Here is a 21,762-nt window from a genome sequence, read left to right on the forward strand (position 1 = left end):
ATGTTTATGCACCCGTATGCATCTGAAAGGAAAATGGAGGGACAGGAATTATGAAGAAGAAATTAGCATTAGGCCTGGCGCTGGTTCTGGCCTGTGGGACACTTGCCGGATGCGGCGGAAGTTCAGAGGAAGGAAAGGACGGCGCAGAAAGCGGAGCAACGACAGCCAAAGTGATCGATATTGATCTGACGGATGAAGAATATGCATTCGGCGTGGACAAAGATCAGCCGGAACTTCTGGAGCAGGCGAACGCATTTATCGCAAAGGTTCTGGAGGACGGCACCTTTGATGAGATCTGCGATAAGTATTTTGGCGACGGCGAGCCGGAAGCAGTGCAGTCTGCTGAGCTGGATACTTCCAAGGATCAGCTTGTGGTAGCTACCAATGCGGCTTTTGAACCCTTTGAATATACACAGGGCGATAATTATTACGGGATCGATATGGAACTGGCAGCCCTTTTTGCAGAAGAGCTTGGACAGGAACTGGTGATCCAGAACATGGATTTTGACGCGGTATGTCTGTCTGTCGGACAGCATAAATGTGATATCGCAATGGCCGGTCTTACCATCAATGAGGAAAGAGAAGAACTGGTAACCTTTACGGACTCTTATTATCAGGCATCTCAGCGTCTGATCGTGCCAAGCACAGATACTTCCTTTGATGACTGTGCAGATGCGGACGCGGTGGCAGCAAAGCTTGCAGAGCTTGACTCTTCCGATTCCGTTGGCGTACAGCAGGGAACTACCGGACAGTTCTATGTAGAAGGCGATGCAGACTGGGGCTTTGAAGGACTTCCGGCAAAATGTGTACCATATAAGAATGGTTCTCTGGCAGTGCAGGATATGCTTCAGGGCAAGATCCAGTATGTGATCATCGACGCGGCTCCGGCAGCAGCGATCACAGAAGCTATCAACGAAGTGCAGTAAGAAGCGTTTCAGTAAGAAGAAAATGAAAAGGAAGGCGGCAGTTGGTCTGACAGCGCCTTCCTTCTTTTAAGAAGGGAAAGCAATGGGCAATTTTAGTCAGAAAGTAGAGAGATTTATCGAGATATTTCTGGACCAGAACGGCTATGTAAGAGTTGTGGAAGGTCTGCAGAATACGTTGCTGATCGCGGTTACTGGCCTGCTGATCGGTATCCTGATCGGAACCTTGATCGCGACCGTGCGGGTGATCCCCAAGTATAAGCGGCTGCCCCGGATCCTGAACGGGATCTGCAGTTTCTATGTGGCGCTGTTTCGGGGAACGCCGACAGTGGTTCAGCTGCTGGTATTTTACTATGTGCTGCTGCCGCTGATCGGCTGGCAGATCACGGGAGTCCAGGTGGCGATGCTGGTATTCGGACTGAACAGCGGAGCGTACATATCTGAGATCATGCGAAGCGGAATCCAGTCGGTGGATCCCGGACAGATGGAGGCAGGCCGTGCGGTGGGACTCGGCTTTGGCACGACCATGAAGAAGATCGTGATCCCCCAGGCGGTGAAAAATATCCTGCCTACGCTGGGAAATGAATTTATCGCATTGATCAAAGAGACATCCGTAGTCAGCTTTGTCGGAGCGGCGGATCTGTATGTGGCGTTTAACTACATTGGAAGCAACAGCTATGAGTTCATGGTTCCGTATCTGGTAATGGCGCTGATCTACATTGCGCTGGTACTGATCATCACGCTGTTGATCAAATTATTGGAAAGGAGCCTGAAGAAGAGTGATCGAAGTAATTAACCTCAGGAAAAGCTTTGACGGCACAGATGTGCTGAAAGATATCAATATCACCATCAATAAAGGGGATATCGTGGCTGTGCTTGGACCTTCCGGCTCCGGAAAGAGTACCTTTCTCCGGTGCCTGAACTGTATGGAAGACCCGACCGGCGGAAGCATCATCTTTAATGGCGTGGACATTGCCGATATGAAGGTGGATATCAATGTGCACCGCCGCCATATGGGCATGGTATTCCAGCATTTTAATCTCTTTCAGAATAAAACGGTGCTGCAGAACATTATGCTGGCGCCTGCATACCTGAAATGTCAGGACCTGAAGAAAGCGAAGCGGAAAAACCGGATGATCCGTCTGAAAAATACATTCCGCGGCGCAGATAAACTGGAACTTATGCCGGTTGATACGACCAAAGAAGAGATCATGAAGGAGACGAAAGAGCAGGCCATGGAGCTTTTGCGGCGGATCGGCCTGGACGATAAGGCGGATGTTTATCCGTCTACTCTGTCCGGCGGACAGAAGCAGAGGGTTGCGATTATCCGTTCCCTGGCCATGAATCCGGATGTGATCCTGTTTGACGAGCCGACTTCCGCTCTGGACCCGGAGATGGTAGGAGAGGTGCTGGAACTGATGAAGGAGCTGGCGCGGGATGGAATGACCATGGTGGTGGTCACCCATGAGATGGGATTTGCAAGAGAAGTGGCGTCCAGAGTCATTTTCATGGACGACGGACAGATTAAAGAAGAAGCGCCTCCGGAGGAGTTTTTCGCTCATCCGAAGGAGCCCCGGTTAAAAGAATTTTTATCCAAAATCTTATAAAGTGAAAGTCTGTGAGACAATCATGCGAGGCGGCCGGATGTTATACAGGAGTCTGGCCATTTCACGCAAACGAAAGAGAGACAGCAGCATATGCCGCTGTCTCTCTTTCGTTTGCGCGTTCATTGAAAAGGGAAAATATGTCATAAAAAGGTATCAGTCCTGTTTATATCGGAAGCTCCAGATAGATGTCCTTTCCTTCTTTGATGGAAATAACGACTTTTCCATGCTGGATCTGTGCTACTGCGCCTGAGACACTGACCGCTGCCGGCTGAGAGGATTCGACAGGATCAGCTTCCGGTTCTTCTTCCGGTACGGAATCTTTGTATCCTTCAACATTGTCTGGGGTTAATGGGGATAAAGAATCGCTGGTTCTGGTCAACGTTGCGCCCAGTACCTGTCCGATCGTCAGGCAGCCGTCCAGGGTAAGGAGCCCGGAATCTACCAGTTCATCAAAGATGGCCGGATCCTCCAGATTGGCAGCTTCGATGGTGATGCCGGCTTCCGCGCGGCAGCACAATACGGCCGGATCATTTGCATGTGCTTTCGCAGTTTCTGCAGTAATAGACATGGTGATTACCTCCTTATTCATATCTGTTATTCAGTATAGTCTTTTGTCGTTTAGATGGCAAATTGCTTTTTCTAATGTACAAAGTCAGCAATAGAATATGTCTATAACTTCAGAAGCAGGATCCCTGCCGCTGGATTAAGAAAGCGGGTTAAGGTAGCCGGAAGCTCTGCTTTGTGTTATACTTCTGCCATGGGCATAGGGAGATGAAAAAGGAGGGCTTACCTTGGGAGAGATCAAAGATTTTAACTGTACCTATGATAATTCAGCCGGGATAAACGCTGAGGTGACGAAAGGTCTTGGCCTTACCTTTCCGGATGCCTATCTCCATGCGGACGCCATGGCGAAACTGTCCAGGGCTCTGAAAGCGCATGACGGCGCGGCTTTCTGTGAACTGCCTTTTTGCCATACAGTAGAGGCGGAAGCCATGGGAGGCCTGGTGAATTACGGAAATGATAAGACAGGGCCCCGGGCAAAGGAGTATCTCTGCACGAAGCCGGAAGAACTGCTGGAGCTGCAGCCCATAGATTTTAGCAAAGGAAGGATCCATGAAGTCCTGCTGGCCTGCCGGATGCTCCGGGAGCAGGGCGAGCATGTGGTGCTGCAGGTATCCGGTCCATTTACCATCCTGAACGTACTGATCGACGCCCGGTATGTTTTTAAGGCCATGAGAAAGCAGCCGGAATTGATGAAAGAGGTATTCTGGAAACTGGGAAAAGAAATACTAAGATTTATGGAAGAAGCGAAAAAATATGGAGTGGATCTGATCAGTTACGCAGATTCCACCGGCGGGGTGAATATTCTGGGGCCAAAGATGGCCGGACAGGTGGTAGAGGATTTCACTTATGAATTTTTAAAGCAGGCGGAAAGGCTGGCGGATGAACATACCATGATCCTGCTCTGCCCCAAGACCACATTTGCACTACTGGGAACCGGACACGGGAAACTGAAAGAGCATCCGGTTCCGCCGGGGATCCGCTACGGCGAGGCCTGCATCCAGATGACTGGCAAGGCAAAGTTCGCAGGCCAGATGTGCATCAAAAATGTAGGATATAAACTGGAAACCGGTGTTTTTAAAGAACTTGTATTAATCTAGGATCAGGAGGAACTGCGATGAGTTCAAAAGAAGATTTGTTGAAACGGCTGTCGGACGGCGTGTTTGAGATGGAGGAAGACGACGTGGCGGAAGCGGCCCGGGAATATCTGGATGCAGGTTATCCCGCTTTTGACGGCATCATGGACGGACTGGTAGACGGAATGAACCGGGCCAGTGAGATGTATGAGCAGGAGGAATATTTCGTAACCGATGTGCTGCTCTGCTCTGACGCCATGTATGTGGGCCTGGATATTCTGCGGCCTTATCTGCCGGAAACGAAGGACGACCACAAAGCGAAGGCCGTCATTGGCGTAGTGGAGGGCGATACCCACGATATCGGAAAAAATCTGGTGAAGATTATGATGGAAACCGCCGGTTTTGAGATGATTGATCTGGGAAGAGACGTAGAACTGCAGAAATTTGTGGATACAGCCAAAGAAGAGCATGCAGATATTGTATGTATGTCCACCTTGATGACTACCACCATGGGCGGTATGGAGACGGTGATCCATCTACTGGAGGAGGCCGGGATCCGCGATCAGGTCAAGGTCATGATCGGAGGAGGACCGATTTCCCAGAAATATGCGGATAAGATCGGTGCGGACGGCTACTCGCAGAATGCGGTGGAAGCCGTAAAACTGGCGAAACGCCTGATGAAGATTGCATAGGAGAAACGAGAAATGCTGACACCAAAAGAAAGACTAAAACTCATTTTTGAAGGCGGGCGTCCGGACCGGCCGGCATGTATCTGTCCCGGAGGCATGATGAACATGGTAACAAAGGATCTGATGGAAGAAGTACAGGTCTATCTGCCGGAGGCCCATACGGACGCAAGAAAGATGGCGGATCTTGCAAAGGCTGTCTATGAGAAGGGATGCTTTGAAAATGTCGGCGTTCCCTTCTGCATGACGGTGGAAGCCGGGGAAATGGGCGCGAAAGTGGATATGGGCACCAACATCTATGAGCCCCATGTGGTGGAATATGTGATCGATTCTGTCAGCGAGGTGGACAGGCTGACGCCGGTAGACGTCACCAGGGGCCGTGCCAAAGTGGTGACGGACGCGATCCGCATTTTAAAGGAAGAGACAAAGGACGTTCCCATCGTGGGAAATCTGACCGGGCCGGTGAGTACGGCAAGTTCTGTGATGGAGCCGGTTAATTTCTACAAAGAGCTGCGGAAAAAGAATGAAGAGGCCCACCGGTATCTGGAATTTATCACCGATCAGCTGATTGCTTTTGGGCGGGCGCAGATCGAGGCGGGCGCAGATGTGATCGCCATCTCCGATCCCAGTGGGACGGGAGAAATTCTGGGGCCGAAATATTTTAAGGAATTTGCGGTCACTTATATCAACCGGCTGCTTCAGGGACTTCAGAAGGAAAAGCTGGGGACCATCGTCCATATCTGCGGGCAGATGGGCCCGGTATACCAGGAGATTAACGAGGTAAAGAGCAGCGCCTTAAGTTTTGATTCCGTCGTGCCGATGAAGGAGGCAAGAAAACACCTTCCGGACCGCGTGCTGATGGGAAATGTCAGCACCTATGCTCTGGAGTTTGGCGATCCGGATCGGGTGAAGATGCTGACAAAGAGCTGTATCAAGAGCGGATCGGATATTATCGCCCCGGCCTGCGGCCTTGGGATGAAATCTCCGCTTGTAAATATTCAGGCGATCCTTGCCTGTATGCAGGAGGGCGAAAAGTAATGGCCAGGATTTGGATCAGACAGACAGAAAAAAGCATTTCCTGCCAAGAGGGCGCCAATCTCCTGGACGTTCTGCTGGAGGGCGGTGCATTTGTGGATAATCCCTGCAGCGGCAAGGGAATCTGCGGCAAATGTAAAGTGCGGATCTGCCAGGGGGAACTGCCTGCCATGTCTGAGACGGAGCGGGCGCTTCTGAAACCGGAAGAGATAGAAGCCGGGATCCGCCTGTCCTGCATGATCGATGTGAACGGGACCATGGAAGTGGAGCTTCTGAAAAAAGAACGGAAGCACGAAGTACTGACAAAGGGATATCTCCCGGCATTTGAAAAAGACCATTTTGACGAAGGATACGGCATCGTGATCGACATTGGCACAACAACGGTGGTGACGGCGCTGGTGGAGCTTTCCACCGGACAGGAGCTGGCAGGCGCATCCATGATTAATGCCCAGAAGCATTACGGGCTGGATGTGCTGACCCGGATCACCTATGAATATGAGCACCCGGAGACCGGAGTGAAAGATCTTCAGGAAGCAATCGTACAGTCCGTGAACGGCATGATCGGGGAGGTCTGCGAAGAGGCGGGCGTTTCCAGAGAAGAGATCCGGGAAATCGCAGTGGCGGCTAACTGTACCATGACACATATGCTGCTGGGAGTAGACGCAAGAGGCATCGGCAGGTCCCCGTACCGGCCAAAGTTTACGAAGGCGCAGGAGCTTCCTGCATCCCAGATCGGCATCGAAGCCGGAAAAGATACGGTTCTCTATTGTCTTCCCCAGGTGTCGGCTTACATCGGGGCAGATATTGTGGCGGGAACCTATGTGTGTGAACTGCAAAAGGAAAAGGGGCATGTGTTGTTTATTGATATCGGCACCAACGGAGAGATCGTTCTGGCCAGCAACGGGCGGCTCCTGTGCTGTTCCTGCGCGGCAGGACCGGCCCTGGAGGGCATGAACATCAGCGCCGGCATGCGGGCGGCGCAGGGCGCCATTGAGGATGTGAAGATCACAGAAGAAGGTGTGAAGATCCGGGTGATCGGCGACCGGGAGGACGACAGACAGGAGCCGGCAGGCATCTGCGGAAGCGGGATCCTGGCAGTGGTGAAAGAACTGTTGCGTACCGGACTGGTGAAAAAGACGGGAGCCTTTATCAAGAAGGACAAGCTCTCCCCGGAGGATTACCGGTTTCCGCTGCTTCAGCTGAACGGGACCAAACGGGAATTCATCCTTCATGAGAAGCCGCAGATTCTGGTGACCCAGGGAGACGTGCGACAGGTGCAGCTGGCGAAAGGCGCGATCCTGTCCGGGTTCACAGCTCTTCTTAGGGAAGCGCAGATCGGCATGGAGGATCTTGATAAGGTGATGATCGCCGGCCAGTTCGGCGCCCATCTTCCGGAGGATTCTCTGATTGGGACAGGAATCCTTCCGGATGCGGTAAAGGATAAGCTGGTGTATGTGGGCAACTCTTCCAAGACAGGAGCCTACATGGCGCTGATGTCCAAAAAGGCGAAGCAGGAGATGGAGAAGCTGGCAGAAGAAATGGAATATATGGAGCTTGCAGAAACGGAAAATTACGAGAGGATCTTTACAGACAGCATGATATTTCCGACGTTTTAACGAGAATACGCAGGGAAAACGAGGATTGCTATCATAGAAAGGAAGAAGAAAGGGATGAGAACTTTGAATCGTATATCTGTTTACATTCTGAAGCGGTATCTGCTTCTTTTTTTGGGCCTTTCTATCATGGCCTTTGGAGTGGCGTTTTCGATTAAGGCGGAACTTGGCACCTCTCCCATCTCCAGTGTACCCTATGTGGTGAGCCTGTTTGCCCCGCTGACGGTCGGGACGGCTACCATACTTATACACTGTGTGTTTATCCTGCTGCAGATTCTGATTCTGAGGAGACAGTATCACCCGATCCAGCTGATGCAGCTGCCGGTGGCATTTTTCTTTGGATATCTGACGGATTTTGGTGTGTGGGCTGTACAGGGGATCAGCTGCACCGCCTATTGGCAGCAGTGGATCGTCTGCCTCATCGGGATCCTGCTGGTAGCCACTGGCGTCAGCCTGGAGGTGAAGGCCGGCGTGGTGGTGCTGGCCGGCGAAGGCGTGGTACTGGCCATCTGCAAAACATTTCCAAAGATCAAATTCGGCTACATGAAGGTGGGGTTCGATGTGACGCTCGTCATTACGGCATGCGTGCTGTCGTTTGTATTTATCGGACACCTGGAAGGCGTGCGGGAAGGCACGGTGGCGGCGGCCGTATTGGTAGGACTGATCGCAAAACGGATCAGCAAAGTACTGGACCGGTGGGAGATAGAAAAATAGAATGGGGACGTAGACCTTTGCAAAAGGTCTACGTCCCCATTCACACTTTGTTCACATTTTGAAATGTTTTAATATCCTAAGATATTTTATAGTGCAGCAATAACTTCAATCTCACACAACGCATGCTTGGGCAGTGTTTTCACAGCGACGCAGGTTCTGGCCGGTTTTGAAATAAAGTATTTTGCATATACCTGGTTAAACGCGTCAAAATCATCCATGTCAGCAATAAAGCAGTTGGCTTTGATAACTTTGTCAAAAGAAGTACCGGCAGCTTCCAGCATGATGCCGATATTACGGCAGGCCCGGTCTGTCTGCTCTTCGATGGTGTGGACGTGAAGCTCCCCGTCAGAAGGTTCTACACCAATCTGGCCGGCAGTAAAAAAGAATCCATTATGTGTATATCCCTGTGAGTAAGGCCCGTTGGAGGCAGCAATTTTGTCTGTAGTAATGATTTTCATAGTAAATCCGTCCTTTCTTTATTGCTTTTGAGTATAGCGTAGCATGAGGCGGAGAGGAAAGCAACCGGTACCGGGTACACCCTGAAATTCAATTTGGTACACCCTAAAATGCAAATTGGGACGTAGACCTTTGCAAAAGGTCTACGTCCTATGTTAACATAATAACAAACAACAGAATGAGGAGTACGTGATGAAAAGAGAAATTGTTTTGCAGCATTTAACTGACCCGGAGTTTTTCCAGGAGAACCGGCTGGCTCCGGTTTCGGATCACTTCTGGTACGAGACGGAGGCGGAGGCTCTGGCGGGGATGGATATGAGGCTTTCTGTGAGTCTTTCCGGAACCTGGAGTTTTTTATATGTGCCGAATCCGGAGTCTGTGCCGGAAGGTTTTGAACAGCCGGGATTTTCCTGCCTGGGGTGGGACACGATCCAGGTGCCGGCCCACATGGAGTTGTCCGGATATGGCTTTCCTCAGTATACGGATACGGACTATCCATGGGATGGGCGGGAGGCTGTTGCGCCTCATCAGATCCCGGAGGAATCGAATCCTACCGGTTGTTATGTGAGAAGTTTCCGGCTGCCGGAACATATGAGGGAGAAACGGCTGCAGCTGCACCTGGAGGGTGTGGAGACGGCGTTTCACTGCTGGATCAACGGTTGTTATGTGGGATATAGCGAAGACAGCTATACGCCGGCGGTTTTTGATATTACAGAGAAGGTGCGGGAAGGGGAAAATAAGATTGCCCTGGAAGTGTATCGGTTCTCCAGCGGAAGCTGGCTGGAGGATCAGGATTTCTGGAGAATGGGTGGCATTATGCGTGATGTCACGGTCCGGGCGCTGCCGGATTTTCATATCCGGGATATGGATATCCGGGCGGGGCTGGCACAGGGGTATACCACGGGGACAGCCTGCGTGAAGCTTTCTCTCGACGGGACGGGGGCAGAAAAGGCAAAAGTTTCATGGGAGCTTTATGACGGACGGATCCGGATGGAAGCCCCGGCAGAGGAGAAATGTATCCTGTCCGGGGAGGAACGGATTTCGATGACGGAATCTATGGCCACTGTACAGTTTGCCCTGAACGTACCGGAGGTGAAACCGTGGAGTGCCGAGATCCCGTGGCTTTACCGTCTGGTGATCGCTGTCCGGGATGAAGAGGGACGGATCCTGGAGTCGGCGGCCCAGAACGTGGGCTTCCAGCAGGTGGAGATCCGGGATGCGGTTCTATATTTTAATGGGAAAAGGCTTCGGATCAACGGGGTGAACCGGCACGAGTTTTCTGCAAGAAAAGGCCGGGCCATTGGAAAAGAGGAAATGGAGTGGGACATTCGTTTCTTAAAGCGGAACAATATCAATGCTGTCCGTACCAGTCATTATCCCAATCAGAGTTACTGGTACGAACTGTGCGACCGGTTTGGGATCTATGTGATGGACGAAACGAATCTGGAAACGCACGGGACCTGGCATCTGGGGAAATATGATCACACTTTGCCGGGAGATTTCCCTAAGTGGCATGAAGCGGTCATGAGCCGGGCGGAAGCGATGCTGGAACGGGACAAAAATCATCCCTGCATTTTCTCCTGGAGCGTGGGAAATGAATCCTGGAGCGGCCAGAATCTGTATGACATGAGTATGTATTTCCGGAATCGGGATCAAAGCCGCCCGGTCCACTATGAAAATGTGTGTCACGACAGGCGCTGGGAGGCTACGACGGATTTTGAAAGCCGGATGTATGCTACGCCGGCGCAGGCGGAGGAGTATTTGAAAAATGATCCGAAAAAGCCGTATCTTTTGTGTGAATATTCCCATGCCATGGGGAATTCCTGTGGGAATCTGGACGAATATACGGAACTTTTGGACCGGTATCCTCAGTACTGCGGCGGATTTATCTGGGACTATATCGATCAGTCTCTTTATAAAAAAGATGGCACAGGCCGGGAGTACCTGGCTTATGGCGGGGATTTTGGCGACCGCCCCTGCAATGAAAATTTCTGCACGAACGGGATAATATGCGGGGACAGGACGCCGTCTCCTAAAATGCAGGAAGTTAAATATCTTTATCAGCCTTTCCGGTTGTATCCGGAGGCAGAAGAAATCCGGGTGGAGAATCTGCAGTTGTTTGAGGATGGCAGCAGATTCCACCTTGTGTGGCAGCTGGAAAAAGAGGGAGAGGTCATTGCGAAAGGCAGCTGCCGGTTCCAGGGGGCGCCCGGCCAGGTGACCAGAGTTCCCTGTGATATGGTGCTTCCGGAGGAACCCGGAGAGTATGTGCGGACCGCTTCTATGGTGCTGGCGGAAGACACGGCCTATGGAAAGGCGGGGACAGAGCTTTGCTTTGGCCAGAGCGTGGAAAGAGTGGACGAGCCGGAGAAACCGGGAATGCCGGCCGGGAAAGAGCAGCAGAAACCGGAAAGCAGGATCCGGATCATTGACGGAGACAGCAGTTTTTCCATAAAGGGCAATGGCTTCTTGATCATGTTCCAGAAGATGACGGGAAAACTCATTTCCTATCATCTGAACGGAAAAGAACTGGTCTACAACCTGGCGGATACGCTGCGCCCGGAATTCTGGCGTGCGCCTACAGATAATGACAGAGGAAATAAGATGCCGGAGCGGTGTGTGATGTGGAAGGGCGCGTCGCTTTATCCGAAAGTGGAACGTGTGGACTGTACCGCAAAAGGGGAAAATGCTGTAGTGGAAACGGTATACCAGCTGGGACAGGGAGCGCTCCTGCAGCTGCGTTATGAGGTGGACGCAGACGGTACGATGTCTGTGACAGAGCGGTATGAGGGAGCCAAAGATCTTCCGGAACTTCCCTGTTTTGGGATGTCCTGGAAACTGCCGGAAGATTTTCGGTATGTTACCTGGTATGGGCTGGGGCCGGAAGAGACGTACAGAGACAGAAAACGGGGCGGACGTCTGGGAGTCTGGAAGGCATTGCCGCAGGACGGTATGGCTGACTATGTACGGCCGCAGGAATGTGGCAATCATGCGGATACCCGCTGGATGGAAATAAGAGACGAAAAAGGAAATGGAATCCGCATCGAAAGTCCGGAGTTGTTTGAATTTTCCGTGCTTCCCTACACCTGCCATGAGCTGGAAAATGCAAAGCATCATTATGAACTTCCGCAGTCCTATGCGACTGTGCTGCGCCTCCTGGAGGCACAGACCGGGGTGGGCGGCGACAACAGCTGGGGCGCATGGGCTCATGAAAAGTATGTGCTGGACAGCGGAAAAAACAGAGAGTTTCAGTTTACAGTACGCAGAGTATAAACAGACCAGGAGGTTCATTCCGAATCACTTCGGAGTGGACTTCCTTTTTTTCCCATGCTATAATGTGCCCAAAGCATTATATTTCTGACAGTTCTTTTGCGGTTGATCCGTGTCTGATATTCTTTTTTCAAGAAATTTCAATGCTTTTATTCCAGGTAAACAGCAGAGAGATTTCTGAAAAAGGTAAGGGAAATCTCCTGCACAACAAAAAAAGGAGGAGATTTTTATGGGTAACACGTATACCACGGAATTGCCGTCAGCAAACAGGATTTTTAAATCCAGTGTTTTTACGATGCTGTACAGCGATCCCAAAGAGGCGCTGCAGTTGTATAATGCGGTAAATGGAACTGAATATAAGGATCCTGAACTTCTGGAAATTAACACACTTGAGTATCCGATTTGTATTCGGTCATGACCAAAGACCATGACCTGTATTCGGAGAAGATGATTTCCATTCCGGCGCCCCGGTTTGTGATCTTTTATAACGGGGAAAAGAAGCGGCCGGAGCAGGAAGTGCTGCGGCTGTCTGACGCGTATTTTATCAGGGAAGAGCACCCGGCGCTGGAACTGGAAGCTTTGCAGGAATTGATCGCAAAGAAACTGGAGAAGGGTCTGTCTGTTCAGGAGATTGCGGAGGCTCTGGAGGAAGAGCCGGATACCATCCGTAATTTGATCACGCATAAGAAAGAGGGATAATATGAGAGCACATCCACATCCGGCGGATCAGATGACGCCGGTGGAACGAAAGAAAGCGCTAGAGGAAGGAAGGGACTTTGACCGGTATCCGGCGGTCCCTTTTATGAGTGAGTTTAAATGTCTGTTTACCGGGATCGGCGTCTGGGATTTCTGGCATGATCCGGTTAAGATGGCGGAGGCGGAGCTTCGGGTATTTGAAAGATTCGGGCAGGACCGGATCGTGATCGGCCCTAATGCGCGTGGTATTGTGGAAGCGCTGGGGGGCGCATATGTTTACCCGGATAATGGCGTGCCCTATGTGGATCGACCGATCCTGACAGATTATGGGATGCTGGAAGGGATGGAGCCGGTGGATGCAAAAAACAATCCCAGGATCCGGGACTTTGCCCGGGCAGCGGAGCTTCTGATGGAAGCCGCAGGAGAGATTGTGCCGGTGGAGGCAAGCGTTGGCGGCCCGTTTACCAATGTGTCAAATTTACGGGGCGTCGAACTTTTATTAAGAGATCTTAGGAAATATCCTCTGGAGGTGCATCAGGCTCTGCGGCTTATGACCGACAGTCAGAAAAGCTGTATCGATATGGCTGCGGAATATGGGCTTGGCATTGCCATGGCAGATCCGGTGGCCAATCCGATGCTGATCGGGCCGAAGATCTACGAGGAGTTCGTATTTCCCTACACCAAAGAGCTGACCGATTACGCATATCATAAGACGGGGAAAAAGGTCTCACTTCATATGTGTGGCAAGACTAACAGCATCTGGAAATATCTGGCAAAGTATGAGTTAAATGAGATCAGCCTGGATAATATCGTGGATCTTAAGGAAGCGGCCATGGATCTGGGAAGGTTCGTGCCGATCGCCGGAAACGTGGATCCGGTAGAGGTGATGCTGAACGGAACAGAAGATGAGATCAGGGAGGCGGTTGATCGCTGTATCGGAGCGGGCGAAAAAGCGGAAAAAGGATATACCCTGACCACCGGCTGTGATATCCCGGAAACTACCAGACCGGAGCAGGTGGATCTCTTTATGGACGCGGCAAGGAGATACAGCCGGGATTGCCGTTTATAGAGAAAAGTAATAAATATAAATATATATTAAATTAATTGATTTGTTGCCACACTGCAATAGTGTTAAACTTGTGTCGTATGCGGAGAATCCGAGTAAATAGTACAGGAAGAACACAGATCCAAAAAACGACAGGAGGTAGTATGATGAAGAAGAAATGGCTGAGCGCCCTGCTGGTTACGGCTATGGTGACCGGTCTGGCGGCAGGATGCGGCAACAATGGAGAGGAAGAACCATCCGATGAAGGTGGCAAGACACTGGAAGTGTGGCTGGCCCCACTGGATGATGATACGGAGAAAAACTGGGGAGACCTGCTTGGCGACTGGGAAAAAGAGCATGACTGTACCGTTGACATTACAGTGATCCCGTGGGATAAATACGAGGAAACATATTCCACAGCCATGAGCTCCGGCGAGGGCCCGGACGTGGGGTATATGTATAATGAGATGTTTGCGACCTATATTGACGCAGGCGCGGTTGCAGATATGTCCGATTACGTTACAGAGGAAGACGAGGCAGAATACAAATATCTGCAGAACGGCTATATGATGGACGGTCAGTATGGATGGCCGCTGGTAACAGGCGTTCCTTTCGTGCTGTATTACAATGTGGACATTTTAAATGAGCTGGGAGAGCAGCCGCCGGAAACCTGGGATGATTTCGTAAGAATCTGCGAGAAGGCAACCCAGGATACCGATGGCGACGGCGAGATCGACCAGTACGGATACGCGGTTGGTATGAACACCTCCGATATCGGCCCGGCACAGATCCTGAACGCATATTATTTCAGCGCGCTGTGGCAGAATGGCGGACAGGTCTACAATGACGATCTGAAATCCGTAGCATTTGCGGACGAAGCTGGTACAGAGGCTGTGGAATGGATGAAAAATCTGACCCAGTACATGAACCCTGATTTCATGTCCTACTCCTGGTCTGACGCATTTTCCACCATTTTTGGAGAAGGCAAGGCGGCCTTTGGCGTAAACCGTTCCGCGCAGACAGACGAGACTACTTATGCAGAGTCTTATCCGGATCTGAACTGGGATTATGTAACTTCCCTGAAAAATGTTGATTACGGCACATTTGGAGCAACCGACAATCTGACCCTGATGTCTGACGCCGACGATCCGGATCTGGCTATGGACTTTATCAAATATGTGACCAGCGCAGAGTTCATGGAACAGTACCATGCAAAATGCCCGGGCGCAGCGCTGACCAACAGCGAGCCTTATGTTGGCGATCCGAAGATGGAGCGCATCTATACCGAGGATGCAGATAAATGGCACGGCACTCAGGTCGGCCCCTGCGGAAATGATATTCTGGCACAGTTTGCTGCAGATCTTCAGGGAATCATGACCGGAGAACTGACAGTGGAAGAAGGACTTACAGAGGCAGAGGAGTATGCAAACCAGCTGCTGGACGAATACTGGGCAGATAAAGAGTAATTGAATGAAAAATGTAAGACAAAAAGAAAGGCCCACGGTCTGTGGGCTTTTCTTTTCTCTGTATTATAAGGAATGGAGAAGATGAAGAAAAAAACAGGAATCAAAAAAATCGAACCATATCTGTATATTACGCCGATCACACTGATCCTGGTGCTGTTCGTGATCGGATCGGTGCTGATCTCGCTTGCGCTTGCATTTACCAGATATAATATCCTTACGCCGCCGGTATTCCGGGGCATTGATAACTATACCAGGCTTCTGGGGGACGCGAAGTTTTTAAAAGCCCTTGTAAATACCCTGAAACTGCTGGTCTATATCGTTCCGCTGCAGATGGCGTCCGGCATCCTGGTGTCGGTATTTCTGCTGGCAAACAGGAAACGGCTGCTGGGAAAGATCGCAAACTGCGTGATCTTCATCCCCTTCCTCTGTTCCAATGCGGTGGTCGGCGTAGTCTGGAGACAGCTTTTAAATGGCAAGATCCCGCCGGTGGAGTGGTTCTTCGGCCTGTTTGGCATCGAACCATCCATGCTGCTGGGAGATGCGAAACTGGCGCTGCCCACGGTGGCGATGGTGGCGATCTGGAAATGGATGGGGTATTATGCTGTTATTTATCTGTCGGGACTGATGGCGATCCCGGCTACCTGTTACGAGGCAGCCAGGGTGGATGGAGCGGGAAAGATCCGATGCTTCTTCTCCATCACGCTTCCGATGCTGAAACCAACGATCATACTGACACTGTTTCTCTGCGTGACCACATCGCTTAGGAATTTTGAGCTGATCTTTAACCTGACCGGAGGGGGTCCCAATAACGCCACCACCGATCTGGTGATGTATGCGTATACGCTGTGCTTCCGCTCCAGCGCTTCTGCCGGATATGCCATGGCGGTTTCCAATGTGTTGTTTGTGGTTGTGCTTATCATTGGTCTGATGCAGCAGCGGCTGCTCAGAAGAGATGTGTCAGAAGTATAAGGAGGGGTGAACATGCAGTTGGCAAAAAGATTGGTAAAAGCAGGTGTTTCAGATATCGTACTGATCGCGATCATCATTATGAGCATTTTCCCGTTCCTCTATATGTTCCTGATGTCCTTTAAATCTACGATCAATGCGTTTGACTTTGATTTTTCCCTGGACAAGCTGACACTGGAGCAGTATGTGAAGGTATTCCAGGTGGATCATTTTGAGCGTTATATTTTCAACAGTGTATTTGTGGCCGTGGCAGGCGTGATCCTGACTCTGGCGGTATGCTCTCTGGCAGGTTTCGCTTTCGCCAAGATGGACTTTAAGGGGAATAATAAATGGTTTATTTTCCTGGTGCTGACGCTGATCGTGCCTTCGGAAGTGATCATTGTGCCCTTATTCCTGATCGCAAGAGGACTGGGGTGGCTGAATATGTACCGGGCGCTGATCCTGCCGCTTCCTACGGCGTTTGGAGTGTTCATTATGCGACAGGCCATCCTGGATGTGCCCTCGGATCTGATCGATGCGGCAAAGATCGATGGCTGCGGCAATTTTAAGACGTTTATCCGGGTGGTGCTGCCCGTGGTGCGTTCTTCACTGCTTGCGCTGGCAATCTTTACTTTCGTGGGCGCATGGAACAATTTCCTGTGGCCGCTGGTTGCCTGCACAAAGGAGGAAATGAAGACCCTGCCGCTGGCCCTAAGCCTGATGAAGACACAGTACAATACCGATGTGGGACTGACCATGGCCTGCGCGGTGATCAACTTCCTGCCGCCTTTCCTGTTCTACATTTTCATGCAGAGCAAATTTAAGGAAGGCATGACCATGGGCGGAGTGAAAGGATAAATTTGGGGGTTGCGTTTTTCTGTTCTTCCAGTATGATGTAGGATAGAGAGGAATAGAGGAGGCAGTTCTATGCTGAAAACGCAGACAGAAATCAACTACGAGATGAAATTATTAAGCTCCCTGGACAAAGTCTTTCAGGATGAGGAGCCGGTCTACCGGCCGGAGTGCGTGAAGTTAAGCGCCCTGTGGGGAGAGACCGTGTCGTTCCAGGCGGCATATACCGGCGACGCTTTTGCGCGGGAGCAGCTTCAGGTACAGGTGGTATCAGAGATCGCGGACGCCGTGCGGGTGCGGACGGTGGAGCAGGTGCCGGTGGGACGGGCCACCAACGGGATCGTGGATGATAACTACTTAAAGACCACATCCGGGCTCTATCCGGATCTATTGCGGGATCTGCCGGAAGACCGGAACGTGATCGTGTGCTCCCGTCAGTGGAGAAGTCTGTGGATCGATGTAAAGGTAACAGACCAGATCCCGGCCGGAGATTATGAGATAGAGATCCGTCTTCTGAAAGAAGAGGAGCCGGTCTCATCCTGTACTGCCAGGCTTCGTGTGATCGCGGCCGCCCTGCCGAAGCAGGAGATCATACATACAGAGTGGATGCACGCCGACTGTCTGGCGGATTATTATCAGGTGCCGGTATTTTCGGAAGAGCACTGGCAGATCCTGGAAAACTTCTTCGCGGAATATGTGGAGCGGGGCTGCAATATGATGCTGGTGCCGTTATTTACTTCTCCGCTCGACACAGCGGTGGGGCTGGAGCGGACCACTACCCAGCTGGTAGAGGTGGAAGTACAGGACGGACAGTACAGCTTTGGATTTGAGAAGGTGAAGCGCTGGATCGACCTGTGCCGGAAATATGGCATCGAATACTTTGAGATGTCCCATCTTTTTTCCCAGTGGGGTGCGAAATATGCGCCCAAGGTAGTGGCAAAGGTGGAGGGAAAAGAAGAAAAGATCTTTGGCTGGCATACGCCGGCTGTGGGCGAGTACACGAATTTCCTGCACGCCTTTCTTCCGCGGCTGACCGAAAAGCTGAAAGAATGGGGGATTGCCGGGCAGACCTATTTTCATATCTCCGATGAGCCGGGAGAAGAGCATCTGGAAAGCTACCGCGCTGCCAGAGGATCTCTGGGAGATCTGCTTTCCGGTTTCCATACCTTTGACGCACTTTCCAGCTACGAGTTTTATAAGCATGGTCTGGTAGAGAAACCGATCCCGGGCAATAATGAGATCGAAGAATTTCTCGAACACGGCCTGACGGACATGTGGACCTATTACTGTACCGGACAGTTCTATGAAGTAAGCAACCGCTTCATGTCCATGCCTTCTGCAAGAAACAGGATTTACGGTATACAGCTGTATAAGTACGATATTATTGGAATCCTGCACTGGGGCTATAATTTTTACAACACCCAGTTTTCCATTGAGCATATCAATCCCTATGAGGTGACAGACGCTGGCAATGCGTTCCCGGCCGGGGATCCCTTCCTGGTCTATCCGGGAAAGGACCGTCATCCGGAAGAGTCGATCCGTATGATGGTACATTACGAAGCGCTGACAGATCTTCGGGCATGTAAGCTTCTGGAGAGCCTGACTTCTAAGGAGCATGTGATGGAACTGATCGAGGGAGATCTGGCGGAACCTTTGACCTTCCGGAAATATCCGAAGTCAGACATGTACCTTCTGACGCTCAGAAACCGGATCAACCGGGAGATCGAGAAGCTTGTAAAAGACACAGCTAAGGGAGACTTATAGATGAAGTATGAACATATCGAGCCGGGAATTTTCCATTCCCGGCCCAATCGCTTTATTGCAAAAGTAGAGATCAGTGGCAGGGAAGAAACGGTGCATGTAAAGAATACCGGGCGGTGCCGGGAACTTCTGGTGCCGGGGGCAAAGGTGTATCTGGAGCGCTCCGGGAACCCGGAGAGGAAGACGAAGTGGGATCTGATCGCAGTGGAAAAGGGAGAGCGGATGATCAACATGGATTCTCAGGCTCCCAATGTTCTGGTAAAGGAATGGCTGGAAGCGGGCAATCTCTTTCATGATCTTACCAGGATCCGGCCAGAGTATACCTATGGAAATTCCCGGTTTGACCTGTATGTGGAGGCAGACGGGCAGAAGATCCTGATGGAAGTCAAAGGCGTGACCCTGGAAGAAGACGGACGGGTGCGGTTCCCGGACGCGCCAAGCGACCGGGCGGTGAAGCATATGGAAGAATTAAAAGAGGCGGTCAAAAACGGGTATCAGGCTTACGTCTTTTTTGTGATCCAGATGAAAGGAGTCCGGTTTTTTACGCCGAATACAGACACCCATCCGGAATTTGCCAGAGCCTTAAAGGAAGCGGCGGATAGCGGCGTACAGGTGCTGGCTTACGATTGCCTGGTCTCTCCGGAGGAGGTTCATATCGCGGATCCGGTGCCGGTGGCTCTGGAAAATCCGGCGCTCTACGAGATGGCAGATCCGCTGGTGACCTGGTATCAGGAGCATAAGCGGGATCTCCCCTGGAGAAAAGATCCGGACGCCTATCGGGTGTGGGTGTCGGAGATCATGCTGCAGCAGACCCGGGTGGAAGCGGTAAAGCCATACTACGAGCGGTTTTTAAAAAGGCTTCCCACAGTCCGGGATCTGGCCGATGCAGAAGAGGACGTGCTTTTGAAATTGTGGGAGGGTCTGGGATATTATAACCGGGTGCGGAACATGCAGAAGGCGGCCAAACAGATCATGGTGGATTTCGGGGGAAAATTTCCGGAGACGTATGAGGAGATCTGCTCGTTACAAGGCATCGGAAGCTATACGGCAGGCGCCATCAGCGCCTTTGCCTACGGCCTTCCAAGGCCTGCAGTGGACGGCAATGTGCTGCGGGTGGTTATGCGTCTTACAGGAAGCCATGCGGATATTATGAAGCAATCGGTGAAGCGCAAGGTAGAAGAAGCCCTCCAGGAAGTGATCCCCAAAGACGCGGCCAGCGATTTTGATCAGGGGCTGATCGAGCTTGGCGCCATCGTCTGTGTGCCAAATGGCAGCCCCCGTTGTGAGGAATGTCCCCTTGCCACATTTTGTGAAGCCAGGAAGCAGGGGCTGACCGGGGAAATCCCGGTGAAGAGTAAAGCAAAGGCAAGAAGGATCGAGGACCGTACCGTACTGCTCTTTAAAGATCATAAAGAACTGGCTGTCCGCAAGAGACCTGGAAGAGGGCTGCTTGCCGGGCTCTATGAATTTCCCAATGTAGAGGGGCATCTGACGATGGACGAGGTGACGGCGTACTGCAAAGAGATCGGCCTTGCGCCGGTCCGGGTACGGCCTCTGGAAAAGGCAAAACATATCTTTAGCCATATCGAGTGGCATATGACCGGATATGAGATCCTGGTGGATGAGCTGGAAAAGACGAATGAGAAAGGCTTCTTATTTGCCCTGCCGGAAGAGATCGGGAAAAAATATTCCATCCCGTCTGCATTTGAGATTTATGTCAGACATGCAGGGATCGAGAAAGGGATCAGCAGCCAGGAAAACGAATTATAAAAGCATAAAAAAGAGGCTTTGCATTTTGTCTGCAAAGCCTCTCTGACATTTCCTTCGGATCAGGCGCAAGACGCCTTTCGCTTCTATAAGCGTTCGTTGTTTTCACGCATATTCTTGTACTCAGCAACGGAACGGTCGAATCCCTGGATATGGGTGTAGAACCAGTTTACGATATTTTCCTGAACCTTCTGTACAAAAGCATTGGACGGACCCTCTTCTTCCTCCAGCATCTCGTCTAACTCTTTGATGGTCTGGCGGAAGGCCTCGTGCTGTTCCTGGTGTTTGGCAAATCCGGGATATTCAATCTCTCTTTGCAGCTGTTCTTCTGCTGAGAAATGGAAATCCGTATAATCCGCCAGATAGTCCAGCGTCTTGACGGCAACAGCTTTGTCATTGCTCTGCTCGCAGCTTTCCAGCAGTTTGTTCATGCGGTCGATCAGCTCTTTGTGCTGGGAATCGATCATCTCATTTCCGGTTACCAGATTATCAGTAAATTCTGCGTACATAATTGCTCTCCTTCCTGTCACAGGTTTTTTCTGTGGTTATTATAACATGCTTTTTCTTTCTTTGAAACAAAAGACCTGGAATTTATGTGGGCTGTTTCAGAAGTCCGGGCGCTTTCTTTTCCTGGGTGACATAAACCAGCGGATAGATCACAAGAGCCATGGCAAAAGCGGCAAACACGTCGGTGGCAGAATGCTGCTTTAAAAATACTGTGGACAGAATGATCAATGTGGTCAGAAGCCAGGCCCCAATGCGGACGGCTTTTTTCTTTTTCAGCCGGCTGCTGTGGGCGATGGCGATGGCCGCTCCCAGCGAATTAAAAACATGGAGACTTGGGAGCACGTTGGTGGGAGTGTCGGTGGCGTATATGATCTGCACCATCCGGACAAAAATATTGTCGCGTTCAAAGACCGCAGGACGCAGATCCTGCCCGTTCGGGAAGAATGTGCAGATAATGAGAAACAGTGTCATCCCGGTAATGGTAAAAGCCGCCATCCGGTAAAATGTCTGCTTTTCCGTAAAGAAAAAGTAAAGGCCGGTGACGGAGATAAACAAGAACCACAGAAGATACGGGATCACAAAATATTCAACAAACGGAATATAAGGATCCAGCGGCGAGTGGATCATGGTGTAGCGCACGCCGGTCCGGTGTTCCAGCCAGGTAAACCAGGGCATATAGATCAGCGCATACAGAAACACCCATGCATGGCTGTATTTTTTCAGCAGCTTTCCGGTATTCTTTAAAGCCTTCATTTTGCATACTCCCTTTGCAAATATTTTCA

21 protein-coding genes are annotated in these 21,762 nt (G+C 51.1%); 17 read left to right on the plus strand and 4 right to left on the minus strand.

Annotation, left to right across the window (positions count from 1 at the left end):
• Positions 1-50: 50 nt before the first annotated feature.
• The 3 genes from ABGT54_RS12145 (at position 51) to ABGT54_RS12155 (ending at position 2,530) form a co-directional block, all read left to right on the plus strand.
• A complete protein-coding gene (locus tag ABGT54_RS12145; RefSeq protein WP_346664306.1) occupies positions 51-926 on the plus strand; it encodes a transporter substrate-binding domain-containing protein in 876 nt (291 codons plus the stop codon).
• 82 nt (positions 927-1,008) lie between these two features.
• Positions 1,009-1,719: an amino acid ABC transporter permease gene (locus ABGT54_RS12150; protein ID WP_204908416.1), complete on the plus strand. Its 711-nt coding sequence runs from the start codon at positions 1,009-1,011 to the stop codon at positions 1,717-1,719.
• A complete protein-coding gene (locus tag ABGT54_RS12155) occupies positions 1,703-2,530 on the plus strand; it encodes an amino acid ABC transporter ATP-binding protein (protein WP_346664307.1) in 828 nt (275 codons plus the stop codon). Before ABGT54_RS12150 ends, ABGT54_RS12155 begins: the two co-directional genes overlap by 17 nt.
• Before the next feature lie 163 nt (positions 2,531-2,693).
• Here ABGT54_RS12155 and ABGT54_RS12160 read toward each other — a convergent pair whose 3' ends face one another.
• The gene (locus ABGT54_RS12160) at positions 2,694-3,098 is read right to left on the minus strand and encodes a sugar transporter (protein WP_346664308.1); all 405 of its coding nucleotides are present in this window, start codon (positions 3,096-3,098) and stop codon (positions 2,694-2,696) included.
• 223 nt (positions 3,099-3,321) lie between these two features.
• On the opposite strand from ABGT54_RS12160, the gene ABGT54_RS12165 reads away from it, so the two are divergent.
• Genes ABGT54_RS12165 through ABGT54_RS12185 form a run of 5 tightly spaced genes read left to right on the plus strand, consistent with a single transcriptional unit; the run spans position 3,322 to position 8,215 of the window.
• Positions 3,322-4,191, plus strand: coding sequence for a uroporphyrinogen decarboxylase family protein (locus ABGT54_RS12165; protein WP_346664309.1), 870 nt, complete (start codon positions 3,322-3,324; stop codon positions 4,189-4,191).
• A gap of 17 nt (positions 4,192-4,208) precedes the next feature.
• Positions 4,209-4,859: a corrinoid protein gene (locus ABGT54_RS12170; RefSeq protein WP_346664310.1), complete on the plus strand. Its 651-nt coding sequence runs from the start codon at positions 4,209-4,211 to the stop codon at positions 4,857-4,859.
• Positions 4,860-4,871: 12 nt separating this feature from the next.
• Positions 4,872-5,891: a methylcobamide:CoM methyltransferase MtbA gene (locus ABGT54_RS12175; RefSeq protein ID WP_346664311.1), complete on the plus strand. Its 1,020-nt coding sequence runs from the start codon at positions 4,872-4,874 to the stop codon at positions 5,889-5,891.
• Entirely contained in the window at positions 5,891-7,504 is a 1,614-nt protein-coding gene (locus ABGT54_RS12180; protein WP_346664312.1) for an ASKHA domain-containing protein, read from the plus strand. The genes ABGT54_RS12175 and ABGT54_RS12180 overlap by 1 nt, the downstream gene beginning before the upstream one ends.
• A gap of 54 nt (positions 7,505-7,558) precedes the next feature.
• On the plus strand, positions 7,559-8,215 hold the full coding sequence (locus ABGT54_RS12185) for a DUF6198 family protein (RefSeq protein ID WP_346664313.1): 657 nt from the start codon (positions 7,559-7,561) through the stop codon (positions 8,213-8,215).
• An 86-nt stretch (positions 8,216-8,301) separates the two neighbouring features.
• Here ABGT54_RS12185 and ABGT54_RS12190 read toward each other — a convergent pair whose 3' ends face one another.
• On the minus strand, positions 8,302-8,673 hold the full coding sequence (locus ABGT54_RS12190) for a Rid family detoxifying hydrolase (protein ID WP_346664314.1): 372 nt from the start codon (positions 8,671-8,673) through the stop codon (positions 8,302-8,304).
• A gap of 190 nt (positions 8,674-8,863) precedes the next feature.
• Here ABGT54_RS12190 and ABGT54_RS12195 point away from each other — a divergent pair, with 190 nt between their 5' ends.
• The 9 genes from ABGT54_RS12195 to mutY all read left to right on the plus strand — a co-directional run bounded on the left by ABGT54_RS12195 (position 8,864) and on the right by mutY (position 20,476).
• Positions 8,864-11,944, plus strand: coding sequence for a glycoside hydrolase family 2 TIM barrel-domain containing protein (locus ABGT54_RS12195; RefSeq protein ID WP_346664315.1), 3,081 nt, complete (start codon positions 8,864-8,866; stop codon positions 11,942-11,944).
• 226 nt (positions 11,945-12,170) lie between these two features.
• Positions 12,171-12,359, plus strand: coding sequence for a hypothetical protein (locus ABGT54_RS12200; protein WP_346664316.1), 189 nt, complete (start codon positions 12,171-12,173; stop codon positions 12,357-12,359).
• Complete coding sequence (locus tag ABGT54_RS12205) at positions 12,344-12,640, plus strand: hypothetical protein (RefSeq protein WP_346664317.1); 297 nt, start codon at positions 12,344-12,346, stop codon at positions 12,638-12,640. Before ABGT54_RS12200 ends, ABGT54_RS12205 begins: the two co-directional genes overlap by 16 nt.
• Position 12,641: 1 nt before the next feature.
• On the plus strand, positions 12,642-13,706 hold the full coding sequence (locus ABGT54_RS12210; RefSeq protein ID WP_346664318.1) for a uroporphyrinogen decarboxylase family protein: 1,065 nt from the start codon (positions 12,642-12,644) through the stop codon (positions 13,704-13,706).
• Positions 13,707-13,846: 140 nt separating this feature from the next.
• The gene (locus tag ABGT54_RS12215; protein ID WP_346664319.1) at positions 13,847-15,148 is read left to right on the plus strand and encodes a sugar ABC transporter substrate-binding protein; all 1,302 of its coding nucleotides are present in this window, start codon (positions 13,847-13,849) and stop codon (positions 15,146-15,148) included.
• Between the two features lie 81 nt (positions 15,149-15,229).
• Entirely contained in the window at positions 15,230-16,117 is an 888-nt protein-coding gene (locus ABGT54_RS12220) for a sugar ABC transporter permease (RefSeq protein ID WP_346664320.1), read from the plus strand.
• 12 nt (positions 16,118-16,129) lie between these two features.
• Positions 16,130-16,951, plus strand: coding sequence for a carbohydrate ABC transporter permease (locus ABGT54_RS12225; RefSeq protein ID WP_346664321.1), 822 nt, complete (start codon positions 16,130-16,132; stop codon positions 16,949-16,951).
• 72 nt (positions 16,952-17,023) lie between these two features.
• Positions 17,024-18,709 carry a DUF4091 domain-containing protein gene (locus tag ABGT54_RS12230; protein WP_346664337.1) on the plus strand — a complete coding sequence of 562 codons (1,686 nt, stop codon included), beginning with the start codon at positions 17,024-17,026 and terminating at the stop codon, positions 18,707-18,709.
• The gene (gene mutY / locus ABGT54_RS12235) at positions 18,710-20,476 is read left to right on the plus strand and encodes an A/G-specific adenine glycosylase (protein ID WP_346664322.1); all 1,767 of its coding nucleotides are present in this window, start codon (positions 18,710-18,712) and stop codon (positions 20,474-20,476) included.
• An 83-nt stretch (positions 20,477-20,559) separates the two neighbouring features.
• Here mutY and ABGT54_RS12240 read toward each other — a convergent pair whose 3' ends face one another.
• On the minus strand, positions 20,560-20,982 hold the full coding sequence (locus ABGT54_RS12240) for a hemerythrin family protein (protein WP_346664323.1): 423 nt from the start codon (positions 20,980-20,982) through the stop codon (positions 20,560-20,562).
• Between the two features lie 82 nt (positions 20,983-21,064).
• On the minus strand, positions 21,065-21,733 hold the full coding sequence (locus tag ABGT54_RS12245) for a phosphatase PAP2 family protein (protein ID WP_346664324.1): 669 nt from the start codon (positions 21,731-21,733) through the stop codon (positions 21,065-21,067).
• Positions 21,734-21,762: the final 29 nt, after the last annotated feature.

It is taken from the genome of uncultured Merdimonas sp., assembly GCF_963929015.1.
Taxonomy (GTDB): domain Bacteria; phylum Bacillota; class Clostridia; order Lachnospirales; family Lachnospiraceae; genus Merdimonas.

Excerpts from the sequence above, each read along its gene's own strand:
- ABGT54_RS12245 (WP_346664324.1), bottom strand. The coding sequence starts at position 21,733 with ATGAAGGCTTTAAAGAATACCGGAAAGCTGCTGAAAAAATACAGCCAT.
- ABGT54_RS12195 (WP_346664315.1), top strand. The coding sequence starts at position 8,864 with ATGAAAAGAGAAATTGTTTTGCAGCATTTAACTGACCCGGAGTTTTTC.
- ABGT54_RS12215 (WP_346664319.1), top strand. The coding sequence starts at position 13,847 with ATGATGAAGAAGAAATGGCTGAGCGCCCTGCTGGTTACGGCTATGGTG.
- ABGT54_RS12200 (WP_346664316.1), top strand. The coding sequence starts at position 12,171 with ATGGGTAACACGTATACCACGGAATTGCCGTCAGCAAACAGGATTTTT.
- mutY (WP_346664322.1), top strand. The coding sequence starts at position 18,710 with ATGAAGTATGAACATATCGAGCCGGGAATTTTCCATTCCCGGCCCAAT.
- ABGT54_RS12175 (WP_346664311.1), top strand. The coding sequence starts at position 4,872 with ATGCTGACACCAAAAGAAAGACTAAAACTCATTTTTGAAGGCGGGCGT.
- ABGT54_RS12180 (WP_346664312.1), top strand. The coding sequence starts at position 5,891 with ATGGCCAGGATTTGGATCAGACAGACAGAAAAAAGCATTTCCTGCCAA.
- ABGT54_RS12160 (WP_346664308.1), bottom strand. The coding sequence starts at position 3,098 with ATGTCTATTACTGCAGAAACTGCGAAAGCACATGCAAATGATCCGGCC.
- ABGT54_RS12240 (WP_346664323.1), bottom strand. The coding sequence starts at position 20,982 with ATGTACGCAGAATTTACTGATAATCTGGTAACCGGAAATGAGATGATC.
- ABGT54_RS12210 (WP_346664318.1), top strand. The coding sequence starts at position 12,642 with ATGAGAGCACATCCACATCCGGCGGATCAGATGACGCCGGTGGAACGA.
- ABGT54_RS12220 (WP_346664320.1), top strand. The coding sequence starts at position 15,230 with ATGAAGAAAAAAACAGGAATCAAAAAAATCGAACCATATCTGTATATT.
- ABGT54_RS12145 (WP_346664306.1), top strand. The coding sequence starts at position 51 with ATGAAGAAGAAATTAGCATTAGGCCTGGCGCTGGTTCTGGCCTGTGGG.
- ABGT54_RS12185 (WP_346664313.1), top strand. The coding sequence starts at position 7,559 with ATGAGAACTTTGAATCGTATATCTGTTTACATTCTGAAGCGGTATCTG.
- ABGT54_RS12225 (WP_346664321.1), top strand. The coding sequence starts at position 16,130 with ATGCAGTTGGCAAAAAGATTGGTAAAAGCAGGTGTTTCAGATATCGTA.
- ABGT54_RS12170 (WP_346664310.1), top strand. The coding sequence starts at position 4,209 with ATGAGTTCAAAAGAAGATTTGTTGAAACGGCTGTCGGACGGCGTGTTT.
- ABGT54_RS12150 (WP_204908416.1), top strand. The coding sequence starts at position 1,009 with ATGGGCAATTTTAGTCAGAAAGTAGAGAGATTTATCGAGATATTTCTG.
- ABGT54_RS12190 (WP_346664314.1), bottom strand. The coding sequence starts at position 8,673 with ATGAAAATCATTACTACAGACAAAATTGCTGCCTCCAACGGGCCTTAC.